We start from the raw sequence: 18102 nt of genomic DNA, 5'->3' as shown, positions 1-18102 counted from the left end.
AGGTGTTCATTGGTTTGGTTCTTGGCAGCGGATGTCGGGAAGGACGCCGTCGCCTTACAGGTAGGGCTCCAAGTGGAGCGTTTGGGCGGCCATGTGGATGAAAGTTTCGTCGCTGGTGTCCGGCTGCACCCTAAGGAGGGTGATGAACCCGGAAATCAGGACGATCAGCATTTCGCGCACATGGTCGATGGGCAATTGATCCTGATGGTGCCTGGCGAAGTCCTGAACTGCTGTTTGGCAGAAGTAGTCGGCTATGGCTTTGGAGACCTGGTCCACGAATCGCGTGTAGAGCCCTCCGTTGCCGGAGTGAATCATCTGTTGTCGGAGCGGGCTGTTGTCGGCGATGATCGACCGGGCCACATGTACGACGGTCTCCAGTGCTCCCTTGACGTCGCCGGGTGTCCGCACCCTGTTCCATTCCTCCATCCGGGCCAGGACCTGGTTGACGGACTTGTCTACCATGGCTTGGGCCAGCGTCTCCTTGTCGGGGAAGTAGTGGTAGAAGAGGGATCTGGTCATCCCCACCTGCTTGGCGATGTCCTTGATGGTGATGTGGGAGAATCCCTTATTCCTGCAGATATCGATCACAGCCTGGATGATTTCGTCGCTTTTTCTGGACCTCTTGTGCGAGCGTCGCGGTGCGAAAGCTGACGCGTCTTCTGTAACTGATGCCTGCATGGTTACTTCCCGTCCTTCCGGAGTTTGCCGACCCAGGAACTGAACTTTGACACTATGTCAACATTGACGACTCAAGTATAAAACCAACTTTGACAAAGTGTCAATTTCGTCTAGGTGCCTATCTGTAGGCAGCTACCATGTTTAACCTCATGTGGAGAGGAAGGGGATATGAGAAGACCCCGAAGCGGAGAATGCTCCGGGGTCCGATAGAGGCCTGTGGTCAGTTAATCTGTGATGCTAGGACCTGAGGTACGGGTGACCGCCTTACCGAACCAATCCGGTCATCTGTCCCAGATCCAGCTCGAAGCTGACGCCGCGCTGCTGATAGTCGGGCTGATTGCGTGTGTGCTGCATGGCTGAGCGGACGAATTCGCCGGCGATCCGGGCGGCATCGGCCAGGCCTCGTCCTGCAAAGAGCGCCCCGCAGAGGCTGGATGCAAAGGCATCGCCGGTTCCGTGGATCATGAAGGGCAGCTTGTCGTGGACCAGCTCGGCGCGCTCGCTGACTCCGCCATGATCTGCCGAGGCCACGAAGTTGCGCAGCTTGCCGTCCTTCCGGTCGATGCCCTTGATGATGACGTTTTTCGCGCCCATGTCCAGCAGGCGGCCCAGACGCTGACCGACCTGGGCATCGTCGAGGTCCTGGCCTTCGTAGTCGATGCCGGTCAGCAGACTGACCTCGGTCAGGTTGGGCATGAGCAGGTCGGCCCCATCGACCAGGTTAGTCACGGCCCGGCACATTTCCTCGGTGTAGGTGGGGTACATGGATCCGCCGTCGCCCATGACCGGGTCGACCAGCCGCAGGGCCTTGGGGTATTCCCGATACATGCGCTGAATGATGTCGACCTGCTCGGCGCTGCCCAGGAACCCGCTGTAGATCCCGTCCAGGTCGACGCCCTCCTTCTGCCAGGCATCCAGGTATCCCGGCAGCATTTCAGTGGTGTCGTGGAAGGTGTAGTCCTTGAACATGGTATGCGCGCTGAACAGGGCTGTGGGCACCGGGCAAACGTCGCATCCGGCTGCCGAAAGGATGGGGATGGCGGCCGTCAGCGAGCACTTGCCATACCCGCACATGTCATGCACAGCGGCGACTCGGGGGATGTACTTGCTGTCGCGCTGGTAGAGCCTGTTCTGATCGTCCGTCTGTCCGGCCATCTTTGAACTCCTTCATGCCTGCTGAGGCTGTTCGCAGCGGAGCCTTCTCCGTCGCTTACTCGACTCTACAGCGGAGGGGTTAAACGGGCACCGCCGCGTGTGCAATAGCGAGATAAAAAAGGCCAGTTTTCAACCTTTTGGAAGCTGTTATAAAAAAGGACGATACCGAAAAGTCCCTTCTGGCTTGAACAGGTGGGCTTGTGCCGCTTATGGTCTCATTCAAGAACATGGACGAGGACGCACGTCACCAACAGATAGGAATCGACATGACCGACCAGAACCCGCACAAGTACCATTTCGAGACGCTTCAGCTCCACGTGGGCCAGGAGCAGGCCGACCCAGCCACTGATTCCCGGGCCGTGCCCATCTACGCCACCACCAGCTACGTCTTCCACGACTTCGACCACGCCGAGGCCCGGTTCGCGCTGAAGGACCCGGGCAACATCTACGGCCGTCTGACCAACTCCACCCAGGGGGTCTTCGAGGACAGGATCGCCGCCCTGGAGAACGGCACTGCCGGCTTGGCCGTGGCCTCGGGAGCGGCAGCCGTGGAGTATGCCTTCCGGAATATCACCCAGACCGGGGACCATATTGTGTCCTCCAAGAACATCTACGGCGGCACCTTCAACCTCCTCAAGCACACGCTGCCCCGCGATGGTGTCGAGACCACCTTCGTGGACCCTTCGGACCCGGCCAACTTCGAGTCGGCCATCCAGGAGAACACCAAGCTGGTCTTCTTCGAGACCTTCGGCAACCCCAACGCCGACCTGCCCGACTTCGAGGCCATCTCCAAGATTGCCCATGACCACAACCTGCCGGTGATCGTCGACAACACGTTTGCCACTCCTTACCTCTTCCGTCCGCTGGAGCACGGCGCTGACATCGTCGTGGAATCGGCCACCAAGTTCATCGGCGGCCATGGCACCACCCTGGGCGGGGTCGTCGTGGAAGGCGGCCAGTTCGACTGGGCGGCAGTGCCCGGCAAGTTCCCCACCTTGACCGAACCCGACCCCAGCTACCACGGTCTGCGCTTCTACCAGGATCTGGGGGCTGCGGCCTTCGTCACCCGCATTCGCGCCATCCTCCTGCGCGACACCGGCGCCGTCATCTCGCCCTTTGCGGCCTTCCTCCTCCTGCAGGGGACCGAGACGCTCTCGCTGAGGGTTGAGCGCCACGTCGAGAACGCCTTGAAGGTGGTGGATTACCTGCAGACCGTGCCGGAGGTGGAGTCGGTCAGCCACCCGGCAATCGAGGGCCGTCCCGACCACGAGCTCTACAAGCGCTACTTCCCCAACGGCGCCGGCTCCATCTTCACCTTCGATCTGAAGGGCGGCAAGGATGCGGCCAGGGTCTTCATCAACAACCTGCATCTCTTCTCACTCCTGGCCAACGTGGCTGATGTGAAGTCGCTGGCCATCCACCCGGCATCGACCACCCACTCCCAGGAGACGCCGGAGGAGCTGGAGGATCAGGCTATCCATCCCGGTACCATCAGGCTCTCCATCGGCACAGAGAACATCGAGGACATTCTGGACGACCTCAAGGGTGCCTTCCAGGCATTGAAGGAGTCCGGACTGGCCAAGTAGCCGGCAATCACACTTCCTTCCTGGTCCCGTATACGCGTGATACATGACCGAGAAGGCGAAGAAGCAGAAGGTGCCTGTCGAAACCTCATTACGTTTCGATGGGCGCCTTTGCATATGCCTCCCCTTCCTTCTCCAGTGGCAGACAGCACCTGACCAGTGAGGCGGCAATATTGCGGTAGGTAAGATGGAGGCATGAAACATGGAGCAAAGACGAGGGCGTCTTCCGATCCGTCGTCCGGTGCGGGGAAACCGAGGCAGATAGCTCAGGTGGCCATCAAGGCCAAGGGACTGACCAAGGACTATGGCAGTGGGGAGAACCTGGTCCATGCCCTGCGGGGCGTTGATGTCGAATTCGAACAGGGCAGGTTCACGGTCATCATGGGTCCCTCCGGGTCGGGCAAGTCCACCCTTATGCATACCTTGGCCGGCTTGGACACCGTTACCTCCGGACACGTCTACCTGAACGCCGATGCTGCCGGGGTGAAGGGCAGGCGGACCAGCCGTCATGGAGGGCGGAGGGGAGTGGTCGACCTGACCAAGCTCAACGACAATCAGCTGACCCTCTTGAGGCGCCATAGCCTGGGCTTCATTTTCCAGAGTTTCAACCTCCTGCCCATGTTTACGGCCAAGCAGAACATCCTCATGCCTCTGATCCTGGATGGGGCCAAGCCAGACACAGCCTGGTTGGATGTTCTGGCCAAGACCCTGGGCCTGGAGGAGAGGTTGAGCCACCGGCCCAGCGAGCTTTCTGGCGGTCAGCAGCAACGTGTGGCCATCGCCAGGGCCCTCATCACCAAACCTTCCATTGTCTTTGCAGACGAACCCACCGGAAATCTGGACACGGCCTCTTCGACCGAAGTGCTCAGCTTCCTGCGGGATTCGGTCCGCGAGTTGGGGCAGACCATCATCATGGTCACGCATGATGTCTTTGCGGCCTCCTTTGCCGACCGGGCTTTGGTATTTGCGGATGGGCGAATCGTGGCAGACCAGGACAGACCCACTGTGGATTCCATGAATGCCTTGCTCTCCGAGGAAGTCATGGCCTCTACAGCTACAGCTGACTCGGCTGCTCATCGCTGAGGGGAATGCTCATGTGGTTCGTTGCTAGGAAAATGATGCGGCATGACCTGGGCATGATGGTTCCCGCCGGCATCGCCATTGTCGTCGGAACACTGTTCATTGCCATGACCTTCCTCTTCGGCAACACTATGGATGTTTCCATGCGGCGTATGGTCTCATCCGATGCTGCCCAGGCCAACTACGCCATCATCCCAGCGGAAGGCAGCCATTCAGAGCAGAAAAGGGTGAAGGACTTCAAAGCAGAGGAGCTGGCAAAAGTCTCAGGCGTTCACGCAGTCAGATCAGACACCCAGCTCATGGTGGATGTCCGCGCCGGCAAGGTCAAGAGCGAGAGCGTGATTGCCATTCCTATGGCGGATTCGTCGCTGATGCCGGTTGGTCTGTCCAAGGGATCCTGGCCCAGTGCTGATGACCAGGTGGTCCTACCCGGGCCGACTGTATCTAGGCTCAAGCTTTCCCTGGGTGACAAGGTGAATCTGAACCTGTCGCCTAACATGCTGTATATTTCTGAGGACCTTGGGCCGAAAGGGCAAGCCAGCGCTGACCAGGTTGCGGGTAGGTTCGTATCGAGGCCCCTGACCTTGTCGGGGGTCAGTTCGAACCAGGGCAACGAGGGCGGCGAGTTTGGCGAGTCGGGCGGCGCGATCGTGCTGACCCCCAAGACCATAGATGCTTTGATGGCTACAGCAGGTCTTGGCAACATGGATAACCTGTATGCCCAGAACATCTACCTGAATGTTGGCGGGCAGGGCAGCGACCTCGATGGGAGTCTGGCCTCTTTGCGCAAGCTCATGCCTTCCGGCTATTCCCTTGAAGACCGTCACACTATGGAGGACCGACTGGTCAAGACCGCGCTCGGCGGTTCCCAAAACCCTGTGACCACCTTCCTTCTGGTCTTTGGCACGTTGGCCATGTTCGTGGCTGCCACCGTCATAGCCAACACATTCCAGGTCATGGTCGCTCGGCAACGTCGCTACCTGGCCCTCCTGAGGACGATTGGCGCCAATAAGAGCCAGGTCAGGACCAGCGTCCTGATGCGTTCCATCATCCTGGGCGCTGTAGCTTCCCTGATCGGGGTCGGCGCAGCCATCGGAATCATGGCCATTCTGGGTGCAGCCAAGGCTCATACGAGTTCCCTCTATTTCCAATTGAAGCTGACTCCGGCAGTTATCCTGGTGCCTCTCGTTTTCGGCATCGTCGTTACGGTTTTGGCCTCCCTGGGGTCTTCATGGGCCGCCACCAGGGTCAGTCCTTTGGAGGCGCTGAGGCCTGCCGATCTTTTGCAGAACAAGCGGACGAGCAGAATACGACTGTTTGTCAGCGTGGTCATGATTCTGCTGGGCATCACCATGACGGTCTGGTCTCTCTGGCATGTCAGGCTCAATGTCACGGCAGACAAGGCCAGCAAGGCATCCGGAGACGGGCTGAATATCGTCGCTGCCATGGCTGTCATCGGCATTGTCCTTGCCTTCCTAGGTATCCTTTTCAGTGCCAATCGTTGGATTCCTTTCATGCTCAAGGGAGTCGGGTCCCTGGTTTCGCGGATCGGGCCCTCGTCCACAATCGCCGTGGCTAACATTGCACGGAATCATTCCCGTGTGGCGGCAACAGGCACCGCCCTCCTGATCGGCGTAACGCTGGTCGCCACCTTGACCACAGGCGCCGCCAGCGCCAAGCAGACCATGGCCGACATGATGGATGAGCACTACTCGGTCGATCTGCAGATCAGCGCCGATGGCCTGGATACCAAGGCTCTGAACGCCATTCGACAAATCGACGGGGTCGCGCAGGCAGAACTGGTGCCCCAATATGCTGCCATGGTCAAATCAGGCGGCGAGAACGGTGCAGGAATGACTATTTTCGCTCTGGATTCAAACAAGATCGATCGCCTCCTGAATGCCAAGGTCGGCAAGGATCTTTCAGGACAAGATGCCCTTCTACTTCCCAAAAGTCTCATGGATAGACAGAAGGATTTTCATGACGGCGGAAATCTGGGACTCAATGTGCTCAACCCAATTCAAGGCGACGCTCAAGGCGGATCTGCATCGGTGGCTCAAAGACTCTTCGTGACCAGTGTCTACGCGCCCTTCCAGGGGATTGATGCCAGCAATTTATATGGCCTGACCGACTCATCCTCGCTCAATGGCGTTCAGCCTCAGACCGTGCAGATCTGGGCCAAGGTCGATGGCTCGCCAACAGTCTCGGCGTTCATAGACAAGGTGAAGAGTGCGCTTTCTGGGTATTCGGCTGTTTCTGTGAAGGGCGGGCTGGCTGAGAAGCGACAGTGGGACCGGACCATCGACAACCTGCTCATGATCATCCTGGCCCTGCTGGCGGTGGCAGTTGCCATCGCATTGATCGGCGTGGCCAACACGCTTTCCCTTTCGGTGCTGGAACGTCGGCGTGAGTCCGCCACCCTGCGGGCCATCGGGATGACCCGCAAGCAGATCAGACGATCCCTGGCTGTGGAATCAGGGCTGATAGCCCTGGGGTCGTCCTTGTCTGGCATGGTCCTGGGTCTGCTCTTCGGCTGGGCTGCAGCCTATGAGATTTTCTCCTCTCTGGGTACTGTGGCTTTCCCCATTCCCTGGTCCACTGGACTGGTGATTCTGGTGGTGGCGCTCGTAGCGGCGATCCTGGCAAGCGTCCTGCCAGCAAGACGCGTCAACCGGACTCCACCGGTTGTGGCTCTTGCTGAGGAATGACGGCAAGCAACCAGCGCGCATCACAAGCACCAGCCTTTATCCCAGCGCGCCTTGGTCGGCGCCGGGAATGATTGATTTGTCTCCCCAGATGCCGTGTTCACTGATGCTGCTTGGAAGCGAGCCGGCTTGAGCGAATGGACCTTGATATTCCCGCAGTCAATCAAGGGGATCGGGGCATTTGTTTCAATTCTTTGGACTGACGGTTCCATGTCTTGAGGCTCACGTCTTTTGCGCTGAACATGATGTTCTTCATCTCCCAGATGTCCATCCCCGCCGCCCCGCGTTGATTTGGATGGTGCCAGCCTAACAGGAAGAGTTTTTCAGCGCACTCATCCGTAAGATTGATTATTTTCATCCCTCCTAGGGACCATATCGCGGCAGCTGATAGCCGCATAGGGTCGGAAGCTAACGGGAGAAAGGCTTCCTGGCGGATAAGGATCACCATGCAGAACAAAGCGGATACTTCACCTTCACAAGGGTTAATCGATAGAGCAGGCCCAGGCGTCGCGGGACCGCCGGCCGTCAGCGCCAGGCAGCTGACCAAGGATTATGGGCAAGGTTCGAATGCTGTCCATGCCCTGCGCGGAATCGATGTGAATTTCGAGCAAGGCCGGTTCACGGCCATCATGGGGCCTTCAGGTTCGGGCAAGTCAACGCTCATGCACGTTCTGGCCGGTCTGGATACTGTCACCTCTGGCCATGTCTATATGGCCGCTGATCTTCTGCACCCGAAGAGTAGACATCGTCATCATCCATCGATTGATCAGGCTGGCCGAGTCGATCTGACACGACTGGACGACCGTCAGCTGACCCTGATCAGGCGGCGACATCTGGGATTCATCTTCCAGAGCTTCAACCTGCTGCCTATGTTCACGGCCAAACAGAACATCCTCATGCCGCTGGTACTGGATGGCGTTCGGCCCGACAACTCGTGGATGGAGCAGCTGGTAGAGACTCTGGGTTTGTCGGAGAGGCTGGACCATCTTCCCGGTGAATTATCCGGGGGGCAGCAGCAGCGGGTCGCCATCGCCAGAGCGCTGATAACCAAACCCGGTCTGGTCTTCGCGGATGAACCGACGGGGAACCTGGACCTGGCCGCCAGCACTGGTGTTCTGAAGTTCCTGCGCGATTCCGTACGTGAGCTGAATCAGACCGTCATCATGGTCACTCATGATGCCTATGCCGCATCCTACGCAGATCGTGCGCTTGTCTTTGCCGACGGACGGATAGTCGCGGACCGACAGAATCCGACAGTGAAGGCCATGAATGACCTTCTGGCTGAACAAGTGTCGGCTGGCACTGCTGACGATTCCCAGGTACAGGACTAGGGGGGGTGCACTGTGTGGCGGATAACCCGTACGATGATGAAGCGCGATGCACGTATGATGATGCCGGCTGGTCTGGCCATCGTGATCGGCACCATCTTTATGTGCTTGACGCTCCTTTTTGGCAACGTGGCGAATGCCTCCATGCGTCGCGAAATCAGTATGGATGCCGGCCAAGCCAATTATGCTGTGACCTCCAGAAGGGATCAGGACAAGCCGATCCTGCTCGACGAATTCAATGGCAAGGGGCTGTCGAAACTGCGCGGTGTTAGTGGTTTGCGCCCTGATGTCGACCTTATGGTGGATACGGAAGCAAACGGTCAGTCCAGCAAGGGGATTCTGGCCATTGTGGGTGCCAGGCAGGAGCTTATGCCTATCGATCTGGATCGGGGGCAATGGCCTGATTCAGACGATCAGGTTGTGCTGCCGCATTCCGTCGCCAACAGGCTCCAGGCTGGTCTGGGTGATAAGGTGCGCCTGCATCTGTCCTCGGCGATGCTGCCAGGTAGTGATAGCGATAGTGCTCAGGATTCTTCAAGTAAAGAACGCCTTGTTGACCAAGGCACTGTAGACTTGACCATCTCAGGCATCAGCAAGAGCCATGGAGGAAAGTACGACGACTTCGGCGGAGCTGTGGTGCTGACGGGTTCTAGGATTGGTCGCCTGCTGACTATGGCGGGAATGGTTGGACCGGAGTCCCTTCCTGTGGAAAACATCTATCTGCAGATTGATGGCCAAGGCAAGGAACTTCAGAACACTCTGCAAAATATCAGGCGATACGTTCCTGATGGATACCGGTTAGAGGACCGTCGTGCCATGGAGGACAGGCTGCTTAGTGAGCAGACCGGCAATGGTGTGAACTTCATGACTGTCTTCCTCATGACTTTCGGTGTGCTGGCCATGGTGGTGGCTGCCTTGGTGATTGCCAACACTTTCCAGATCATGGTGGCCAGACAGCGCAGGCATCTGGCCCTGCTGAGGGTTATTGGTGCTGATCGACGGCAAATCAGGTTAGGCGTGCTGCAGCAGGCTTTGCTCCTTGGCATCATATCGTCCCTGATTGGCGTCCTGCTGGCCATGGGTTTGATGGGCCTTGCCGGTTGCCTTGGTTTGCATTCGGGCACCATGAAGCTTGAACTCCTCATCGCTCCTGCTGCCCTCCTGGTTCCGTTTGTGCTTGGCGTTCTGGCAACTTTGGTGGCTGCCTTTGGGGCCACTCGTACAGCTATCAGGGTCAGACCACTTGAAGCCCTGCAACCAGTGGATCATCAGGAGTCAGGCAGCAGGAAGCGGACCGGTCTGCTGATCAGCATCCTGCTGGCAGCCAGCGGCTTGGTATTCGTGATCTGGTCCTCTTGGCGCGTCACAGAGCTAGTCAGGACAAACTCTAGCGATACAGTCCAGGCCAGTAATCAGCAGGAACTCTTGCTAGGTCTCGCGGTATTGGGTGTTTTGCTGATTTTCATGGGTGCGCTGACCGGTGCGCGTCGGTGGATTCCAGCTCTTCTGCGTTGCCTGGGTAGGCCTGTGTCCCGGATTGGACCATCTTGCAGGGTTGGAGTGGCGAATATCGCACGAAATCCCTCACGAGTCGCCGCCACAGGTGTTGCTCTTCTGATTGGCGTAACCCTGGTCTCCACTCTGGCTACAGGTGCGGCAACCACTAAACGGACCTTGGCCAAGGATATTGATCAGCGTTATTCCTTGGATATTGAAATATCCGGTCAGGGGCTAAATAAGAATAATGTGCGGGCCATTCAGCGTATCAAAGGTGTCGCTGATGCAGAGCTTGTGCAGCGATTCAATGCCAAGGTCGAGTCAGGAGGCCCCTCACAAGATTCCATGACTGTCTACGCCTTGGATGCTTCACGGATCAGGCGTGTGCTACATGCCGATCTGGGTCCAGATACGCAAAAGTCGGATGCACTGCTGGTATCGACCAGAACGATTTCCAAGCATTCCGGTTACCGGAACGGAAGTCAGTTGAAGTTGTCGATAGCTGACCCTCAGGCGGACGATGAACGTGAAAAAGAGGCAGTTGCAAGAAGAACATTGACCGGGGTCTTTGCCGGATTCGGCGGGCTGGATACCAGTGGCGTCTATGCAATCACGGACTCCCAGAATGTCGCTGGAATTGAGACCAAGGCGCATGAAATCTGGATCAGGACGCAGGGAGATCGCGATGCCGCGCTGCTCTTGGATGACATACGTCAGGCTGTCGGAGAGCATGACGACATGGCCATCAGCGGTGGGCTGACGCAAAAGAGGCTATGGGGCGAAAGAATAGATTCCTTGCTGGCGATCATGGTGGCATTGCTGGGCGTTGCCGTCATCATTGCCCTCATAGGGGTCTCCAACACTTTGATGATGTCGGTGCTGGAACGCCGTCGTGAGACCGCCACACTCAGAGCAATCGGCATGAGCAGCGTCCAGGTTCGCCGATCCTTGGGAGTCGAAGCCTGCATGATTGCCCTAGGAGCCAGTCTGGCTGGAATCGTTCTAGGAATGCTATTCGGGTGGATAGGAGCCTATCAGGTCTTTGTGCCCTTAGGATCCGTGACCTTCACCGTGCCATGGTCGACTTTTGCGCTGATACTGCCAGTGGCCTTGCTGGCTGCGGTGGCAGCCAGTGTGCTGCCAGCCAGGGAGGCAGTCAAGGTTTCACCCATCGAGGCGCTCAGCGACGATTGATACCGCCTGACGGCCGGGTTCATACCAGATGGTTTTCGTAAGCGAAGACCACCGCCTGGACACGGTCGCGGGCATTGATCTTCTGAAGAATGTGAGTTACATGGGTTTTCACCGTGGGCAGTGAGATCCCCAGATTGTCGGCAATCTCCTGGTTGCTCAGGCCTTGGGCTATGTGAACCAGAACCTGCAACTCGCGATCAGTGAGCAGGTCCGCTTCGGGATCGCGATAGGTCGTTCCCGATGGCATGGATTTGGTCTCAGGCATGTCAAGGGCCATATGTTCGATCAAGCGTTTTGTAGCCGAAGGGGCGATGATCGCATTGCCCTGGTGAACTGTACGTATGGAGGACAAGAGGGTTTCAGGTTCGGTATCCTTGAGCAGAAATCCTGATGCGCCGGCTTTTATAGCGGCCATGACGTATTCGTCAAGATCGAAGGTGGTCAGCACAATGACCCGGGGCTCCGGACGGTCAGGCGACAAAGCAGTGATCCGGCGGGTGGCTGTCAAACCATCCATGCCGGGCATGCGGACGTCCATAAGGATCACATCAGGCCGCAGGCGTGAAGCCAGGTCCACTGCTTGCTCGCCGTCCGCGCCTTGGCCAACCACGGTCATGTCATCCTGGGAGCCGATGACCATGGCAAAGCCAGCCCGGACCAGATCCTGATCATCCACGATGGCAACGCTGATGGGTTCGGTCCGTTCCATAACTGCCTGCTTCTTTCCGCTAGATGATGGTCAGCGCCACCATCCGATTTTATCTGAGTCGAGTGTGGCTAGGAATTGCGACAGGTTACAATTTGTAGCCAAGGTAATCGCTGTTTGATTGAGTGTTGTCTAAGCGATGGTTGTCTGAGTGATTGTTACCGAAATAACTGTTGATGGATCCACCATCAGATGGTGAAGTGAGCCCTTTCTGTCACTGACTCCTGGCCTGGGCTGATCTTCAGGTCCGTGATTCATAGAATGCTCCATTCTTCCAGTGGGCTGATTGCCTGCTGTGTACGTTTCCTGTGTATCCATTTCCTGTGTGCCCGCCATAGGAGGTGTACATCATCAAGAACGCTCATGTCTGGAGTCCGGTTGGTCCGATTAGACATGCTTTGATTCCTTATCCTGTTGTGATTGTTGCGGAGGGTTGTCAGGCTGATCGTCAAGATCTACTGGCAGGGGTTTGGCTGGGTGAAGAGCCGGCGAAGGTGTGGTCTTGTGGGTGGGATCGACCATATGGTTCCTGTCTGAATTGGGGCTCTCGTCTGACACGTCGGTGGTGTCATTGTATGAACGCGAATCAGTGCTGGAACTGTGACGCAGGACTGTGAGTAGTTGTCGCATACGAGCCAGGGCCTGGCGTCCTTGGGTTGCAATGTCGCCGAAGGCTTGTGCTACCTGCTCTGGGGGAGGATCCACCTCCTTGACTTGGTAATCGTTCAACTCTGCAATGGCCTTGCCGGTGGATGCAATGACTGTATTCAGTGTGGCGGCCACCTCTACCTGCATGGTGGCGCCGATAAGTTCACGCTCTTGATTGGCTGCCAGAGCCTGGCTTTCCTGCAAGGTCTGGTTTAGCGCGCGCTCGCGTTCCTGCTGGAGAAGCAGGACCGAACCACGAGTGCGTCGGCGTGAGGCAATCAGAATGGTCAGCAGGCAGATCAAGGCCGGTGCGGCCATCACTATGAAAAGCGCTAAATGGGATGCAGAAAAAGAGGCTTCTGCCGGTCCTTCTGTCATGTAAGACAGAATGGCGGGACACCCTTGGGTATTGACTGCACATCTGGCAGCCCATAAAACCATATCCGTGATGACCGCGAACGGAACCCAGCGCCTGGTGGAGTTTTTACCGTAAACCATTGCTGAATAGACGGCAACTGGGGACAAGACTGCAGCTTCCGGCAGCCAGGGCGAGAAGACCAACAGCAGGGCGGCGACAGCAGCCACTATGGCGGCGCAAATGCCTGGACGGACCCTGCGCACAATCAGAGGCAAAGCGATAGCTAGTGTGGCAATGAATCTTGCTGGCCGGCCTGGATCATATTGGGGAGTGACAGGTGCTATGGCAAGAGCTGGGCCTGGATTTTCTACGAAAACGACTCCGATTACCAGACCCAGGTCGGCCGTCAACGGATGGCGTTGAAACCAAACGAAGAGCGTGGAGACAATCGAACGCAAGGACCATTGCATTTGTCGGTTGGCATGTATTACTCCTTCAGGGTCGGATTTTGGTGGAGTAGCAAAAGGAATGCAAGCCTGGAGGTGGTAACCGCCTTCTGGCTTGGGATCAGCTTGAAGGCTACCTCCCAGGGAAGTCAGTCGTTCGCGCATACCCAAAAGGCCGAAACCTGAATGCTCAGGTCGGTCCATCTGCGGCGGAGAATCTGAATTGGTAGTGGCATGGTCGAGCGGTTGGTCGTCAATGGATAGGCACAGACCGTCTGTGAGCCACTGTTCTTCAATCAGCACATCTGAAGCCGGAGCGGCATGCTTGCGAACATTGGTCAAGGCTTCTTGAAGGATCCGATAAGCAGTTATGGCACGGCTGCGATCCAACTTTTCTGGGTGGGGTCGGCCTTCGAGGCGTCGGTTGAATTGAGATTCTGGCTGAGCAAGTTGGGCGGCATCTATCAAGTTTGTCCATGATCCGTAGCTGGTCGGCGGATTGCTTGAAGAGGTGGCACCTGAGGGCCAAATACACGCATTGTCGGCCGTATCAACGTTGGCCTTGGCAGTGTTAGCAGCTGGAGTTTCTTTGCTTGTGTGAAGATAGTCGCTGGCTTGACTAGGCTGAGTGCGATCTGTTCCGGCTGGATCCGGATCATGAGCGTTGGCGGATTGACGAGGGGAATTCGTTTGGGCAGTTGCTTGAGATTGGTCAAGGATATGGAGGTCGGCAGGATCCGTTGGTGGTGGGGAAGACGGGTGCTGGCCGGGAGGAGAATCCGATGTTTTTTGGCTGGTTGCGGCCGCTGGGTTGGTCGGTGATTTGAGCTTGCCGAAGAGGGAGCTCAGCTCGCGTAGGGCTCGACGGCTCTCTTGATCGATGGTGCGCATGGTCTTGAGGGCCAGGCTCGTATTGGCAGTGGCTGCGTATCTGCCGGCATCGGCCTGCACGATGACGATGGACAGTGTGTGGGCGACGACATCGTGCATGTCACGCGCTATGCGGGCCCGCTCAGCACTGGCAGACAGGGCGGCGCTCTGTTCTGCCTGCAGGGCCAGGGCGTGGTTGCGTCGCCGGGCCTCGTCAAGGGCATCTCGCCTGGTCCGCGTCCAGTAGGCTGCGACGATGGCTACGAGCAGTAAAAGCCCTTCGATCAGAAAATTCGATAGGAAGGTGGTCGCCAGTTCTCTGAATGAGATCGGCCACATTGAGGTGCGGTCCGGTTGTGCTCTGCCCGGAGGCAGAAACCCCAAATCGACCAATGTGAAGATAAGGCAGGATAAGGGCGTCATGACCCAGGCCAAGGTCAGGTAGAGTCGACGCAAGGATGGGCGTCCATAGAGCAGACATGAATAGACCATAACCAGGCAGACTGCATCGGCGGGCATGATGGCTGGCCCCAAGAAAAGCTGAGCCAGAGCCACAGCAACGAAGAGCCAGGCTGCCAGGTCGGGGAATCGACGACGGATAACGACAGGAGCTATGAGCAGGACTGTCCACATCAGGATTAGGTTTTCCTGCAAGGGGATCAGGGCCCCATCTTTGAGATTGGCGGTGGAGCCACTCAATAGAAGCAACAGAAGGATGGCGAAGAGAGCGTCAGTCAGCAGCATTCGATTATTGGACCTGGTGATTGGTCGCTGCGCTGTTTGACTGACTGTGCTCATGGGATCAACACTATTCAGGGGCGGAGGGAGGTGCCATCAGTCCGAGGGATGATGTGGTCAAATGTGGTCCCAGGCTCTCCCAAAGTGGATAAGCCGGAGCAGTCGCGATCGGGGGTGGGTGCTGAATGGCGAATCGGAAGATAGTGAGTCGGAAGATGGCGGCTTTGCAGATGGTGATTGCCGTTTACTGGGCTAGCCGCTTTGACTTTGGGTGACCTAGTACTGTTCCTTGCCGTGGTGCTGTACACGCATTCTTGCATGGAATGGCTTTCTGCATAGCATGCACGGCCGAGACATATGCGTGCCCAAATGCACGGTCCCAATCCTCGGATGGCTTTAACTGGCAACAAGCTCGGATTCCGTACTTGGATTCAGCAGGCAGTAAGAGCAGATCGCAGACTTGCGCTCAGTCGGCAATGGGTTTGGATTCCATATGGATTCCACATTTGTGCTCAACCGGCAACCGGCAACCGGCAACCGGCAGCCGGCAACAAGTATGCATCCCATATCCAACCATCCAGCCTGTATTCCACAGATACCAGTCAGGCCGACGAATCGCCGTGCATTCCGCAACGGTTCGTCGGCCTGACAACGCAGGGAAAGGCACCCAGTCTCAGGAGAAGCGCAGCCGAATCTGCTCGGCCGTGCCGTAGGAGGCCTGCGCCCCCTGCCCGGTGGCGGCGTAGGCCGAGACGTAGGAGGCCAGCTGGGCGGCCTCAACCAGGGTCATGTCGGAGGCCAGGCCGGCCAGCACGGTGCCCATGAAGGCGTCCCCGCAGCCGGTGGTGTCCACGGCGTCCACATGCACGGCGTGAATCCGGTAGGTCCGGCCCTGGTCCAGCACCATGGACCCCTCGCCGCCCAGGGTGACGATAGCCCGGTGGAAGCCGAAGTCCTGCATGGTCTGGTTGATCCGGTCCCAGTCGGCCCCCAGCCAGTCGCCGTCCTCGGGCTCGTCGATGCCCAGCAGCTGGGCCATCTCATGCTCGTTGACCAGGATCAGGTCGGAGTTGGCGATCAGGTCGGCGGGCAGGTCGGCGCGGAAGGGGGAGTCGTTGAGCAGCACGGTCATGCCGGCCTCGTGGCCCATGCGCGCGGCCTCGGTGACCGTCTCGATGGGGCTCTCCAGGCACAGGCCCAGCACCTTGGCCGAGGTCAGGGCCTGGCGGGAGCGGTGGGCGTAGTCCACATCCACCTTGCCGTTGGAGCCGGGGGAGTAGACGATGGTGTTCTCGCCGCGCGCATCCACGGTGATGACTGTGGTTCCGCTGGCTCCCGGCACGGTCATCACATGGGAGACGTCCACCCCGGCGTTGCCCAGCTGCCCCAGCAGGAAGTCGGCGTTGGAGTCGGATCCCACGGCCCCGAAGAGCCTGACCTGGGCGCCGATGCGGGCCGCGGTCGCCGCTTGGTTGGCCGACTTGCCCCCGGGCAGCACCTGCAGGGGACCGCCGTTGATGGTCTCGCCGGGCTTGGGCAGCCGGTCGGTGTTGACGGTGTAGTCCGCATTCATGGACCCGACCACCGAGATGGACCCCGTGATGGCATCCAGTCCCTTGAGCACCTGGTCGGGTGCCGCCGCCATATCTTGAATCATGTTTCTCCGTTCCTTGATGAGCTTGTCCGCCTTGATGATCACGCTGCGACAGGTTCAGGGATCCTGGCCGGTGTGCGCGGGCGGGCGACCCACCGAGGCGCAGTGGCGGTAGCTGGTCTGCAGCCGGACCGACCGCACGGGCGAGCCTGCCATCAGAGCCAGGAGCATGTCCACGCAGCGGGTCCCCATGGTGTCGATCTGCTGGGAGATGGTCGACACTGCCGGGGTCAGGATGCGGAAGACGGGCAGGTCGTCGAAGGTGACCATGGACAGGTCCTCGCCGATGCTGATTCCTCGGGACTGGGCCGTTTTGATGGCGCGTATGGCATCCAGGGAGGATCCGAAGAGCACGCCGGTGATGCCCTGCCGGGCCCAGAGGTCGATCATGTCGGGGTCGAAGGTGCCGGGCTCTACCTGGTCGGCCAGGGGGTCGTCCATGCCTTGGATGCCTGCCAGCAGGTTCCGGTAGACGTTCAGGCGTTCGCGGAAGGTGGCCGATTCCTTGAGGGGTCCGGGCACCAGGGTGATGCGCCGGTGGCCCTGGGCGTGCAGATCCTCAAGGGCCTGCCGCAGGCCAGGCTCGGGGTCGGCGTCCACGCAGGGGATGGCCCGCCCGCCGCGTCCGGCGGCGCCCTCGGCGGCACGGTCCACGCAGACCAGGGGCAGTCCGCGTCTGGTCAGCTCCTCCAGGGTGTGTGAGGAACGCGGCCCGGGCACGATGATGGCTCCGTCGATGTGCTGGCCCAGCAGGTTGCGCACCTGGGCCCGGTCCTCGCCGGGGTCGCCCTGGGTGGAGGTGCAGATCAGCGTCTGGAAGCCGTGGTTGAGCAGCTGGCCCTGGATCAGATAGGCCAGATCCGCGAAGTAGGAGTTGCGGATGTCGGGGATGAGCAGGCCGATGGTGCGCGAGTGGGCGGAGTGCATGGACCGGGCCCGGGAGTCCGGCACATAGTGCAGGTCGTGGATGACCTGGTTGATGCGCTGTCGTGTGGCGGGGGAGATGCGCCCGGAGTCGTTGAGGGCTCGGGAGACCGTCGATACGGAGACACCGGCCCGTTGGGCCACATCCCTGATCGTCGCGTACGCCATCATGGCCTTTCGTCGAAGTGGTCGGCCGCCGGGCCGGACTGCCGACCTCGGCGGTTGCCTGACCGCCGCCATGGGCAGGCGAACGGTTCTGACAGCCTTCAGTTATATCAGTGCGGTAACGATACCGCAACTTTCACAGCATGGCCCGTCGAGGCTTGGCTGTGGGTGAAGGTAATCGAGGCTGAATGCTCGGGGAAAGGTTACTGTTTTGCGCGATTATGCTGGGATAGGGAGATGAACAGCGGCCGGGCTGGCTGGAGGCTGTTGAGCCTCCTGGCCGGCCTGGCTGTGTTTCCTCCTCTCCCGGGCGGGACGGGGGCGTGCATGCCTGCCCTCGGCTTCCGCCTGCAGAAGTGTGGTGGGGGCGCGG

At 58.8% G+C, this 18102-nt stretch carries 12 protein-coding genes; 5 read left to right on the top strand and 7 right to left on the bottom strand.

Going from position 1 to position 18102, the window contains the following annotated elements:
* Positions 1 to 54: 54 nt before the first annotated feature.
* Positions 55 to 678 (bottom strand): TetR/AcrR family transcriptional regulator, encoded by a 624-nt coding sequence (locus tag ACUIAG_RS03295; protein ID WP_445340162.1) that lies wholly within the window; start codon positions 676 to 678, stop codon positions 55 to 57.
* Positions 679 to 942: 264 nt separating this feature from the next.
* Positions 943 to 1833, bottom strand: a complete 891-nt coding sequence (locus ACUIAG_RS03290; RefSeq protein ID WP_445340161.1) for a pyridoxamine kinase — start codon at positions 1831 to 1833, stop codon at positions 943 to 945.
* A gap of 266 nt (positions 1834 to 2099) precedes the next feature.
* On the opposite strand from ACUIAG_RS03290, the gene ACUIAG_RS03285 reads away from it, so the two are divergent.
* From ACUIAG_RS03285 to ACUIAG_RS03275, 3 genes are all read left to right on the top strand, one after another.
* Complete coding sequence (locus tag ACUIAG_RS03285) at positions 2100 to 3419, top strand: O-acetylhomoserine aminocarboxypropyltransferase/cysteine synthase family protein (protein WP_445340360.1); 1320 nt, start codon at positions 2100 to 2102, stop codon at positions 3417 to 3419.
* A gap of 192 nt (positions 3420 to 3611) precedes the next feature.
* Entirely contained in the window at positions 3612 to 4499 is an 888-nt protein-coding gene (locus ACUIAG_RS03280; protein WP_445340160.1) for an ABC transporter ATP-binding protein, read from the top strand.
* Between the two features lie 32 nt (positions 4500 to 4531).
* The gene (locus ACUIAG_RS03275) at positions 4532 to 7204 is read left to right on the top strand and encodes an ABC transporter permease (RefSeq protein ID WP_445340159.1); all 2673 of its coding nucleotides are present in this window, start codon (positions 4532 to 4534) and stop codon (positions 7202 to 7204) included.
* Between the two features lie 160 nt (positions 7205 to 7364).
* Here the strand turns inward: ACUIAG_RS03275 and ACUIAG_RS03270 are convergent, their stop codons facing one another.
* Entirely contained in the window at positions 7365 to 7559 is a 195-nt protein-coding gene (locus ACUIAG_RS03270; protein ID WP_445340158.1) for a hypothetical protein, read from the bottom strand.
* A gap of 82 nt (positions 7560 to 7641) precedes the next feature.
* On the opposite strand from ACUIAG_RS03270, the gene ACUIAG_RS03265 reads away from it, so the two are divergent.
* Both ACUIAG_RS03265 and ACUIAG_RS03260 read left to right on the top strand, forming a co-directional pair.
* On the top strand, positions 7642 to 8532 hold the full coding sequence (locus ACUIAG_RS03265; protein WP_445340359.1) for an ABC transporter ATP-binding protein: 891 nt from the start codon (positions 7642 to 7644) through the stop codon (positions 8530 to 8532).
* Positions 8533 to 8568: 36 nt separating this feature from the next.
* Positions 8569 to 11220, top strand: coding sequence for an ABC transporter permease (locus tag ACUIAG_RS03260; RefSeq protein ID WP_445340157.1), 2652 nt, complete (start codon positions 8569 to 8571; stop codon positions 11218 to 11220).
* Positions 11221 to 11239: 19 nt separating this feature from the next.
* Here ACUIAG_RS03260 and ACUIAG_RS03255 read toward each other — a convergent pair whose 3' ends face one another.
* From ACUIAG_RS03255 to ACUIAG_RS03240, 4 genes are all read right to left on the bottom strand, one after another.
* Positions 11240 to 11929, bottom strand: a complete 690-nt coding sequence (locus ACUIAG_RS03255) for a response regulator (protein WP_445340156.1) — start codon at positions 11927 to 11929, stop codon at positions 11240 to 11242.
* 384 nt (positions 11930 to 12313) lie between these two features.
* Entirely contained in the window at positions 12314 to 14992 is a 2679-nt protein-coding gene (locus tag ACUIAG_RS03250; RefSeq protein ID WP_445340358.1) for a DUF7134 domain-containing protein, read from the bottom strand.
* A 667-nt stretch (positions 14993 to 15659) separates the two neighbouring features.
* Entirely contained in the window at positions 15660 to 16643 is a 984-nt protein-coding gene (locus ACUIAG_RS03245; RefSeq protein ID WP_445340155.1) for a ribokinase, read from the bottom strand.
* 54 nt (positions 16644 to 16697) lie between these two features.
* Positions 16698 to 17735, bottom strand: a complete 1038-nt coding sequence (locus ACUIAG_RS03240; protein WP_445340154.1) for a LacI family DNA-binding transcriptional regulator — start codon at positions 17733 to 17735, stop codon at positions 16698 to 16700.
* Positions 17736 to 18102: the final 367 nt, after the last annotated feature.

The organism is Bifidobacterium sp. ESL0825 (assembly GCF_052606465.1).
The sequence above is the reverse complement of the archived record's forward strand: the minus strand, read 5'-3'. Positions and strand labels throughout refer to the sequence as shown.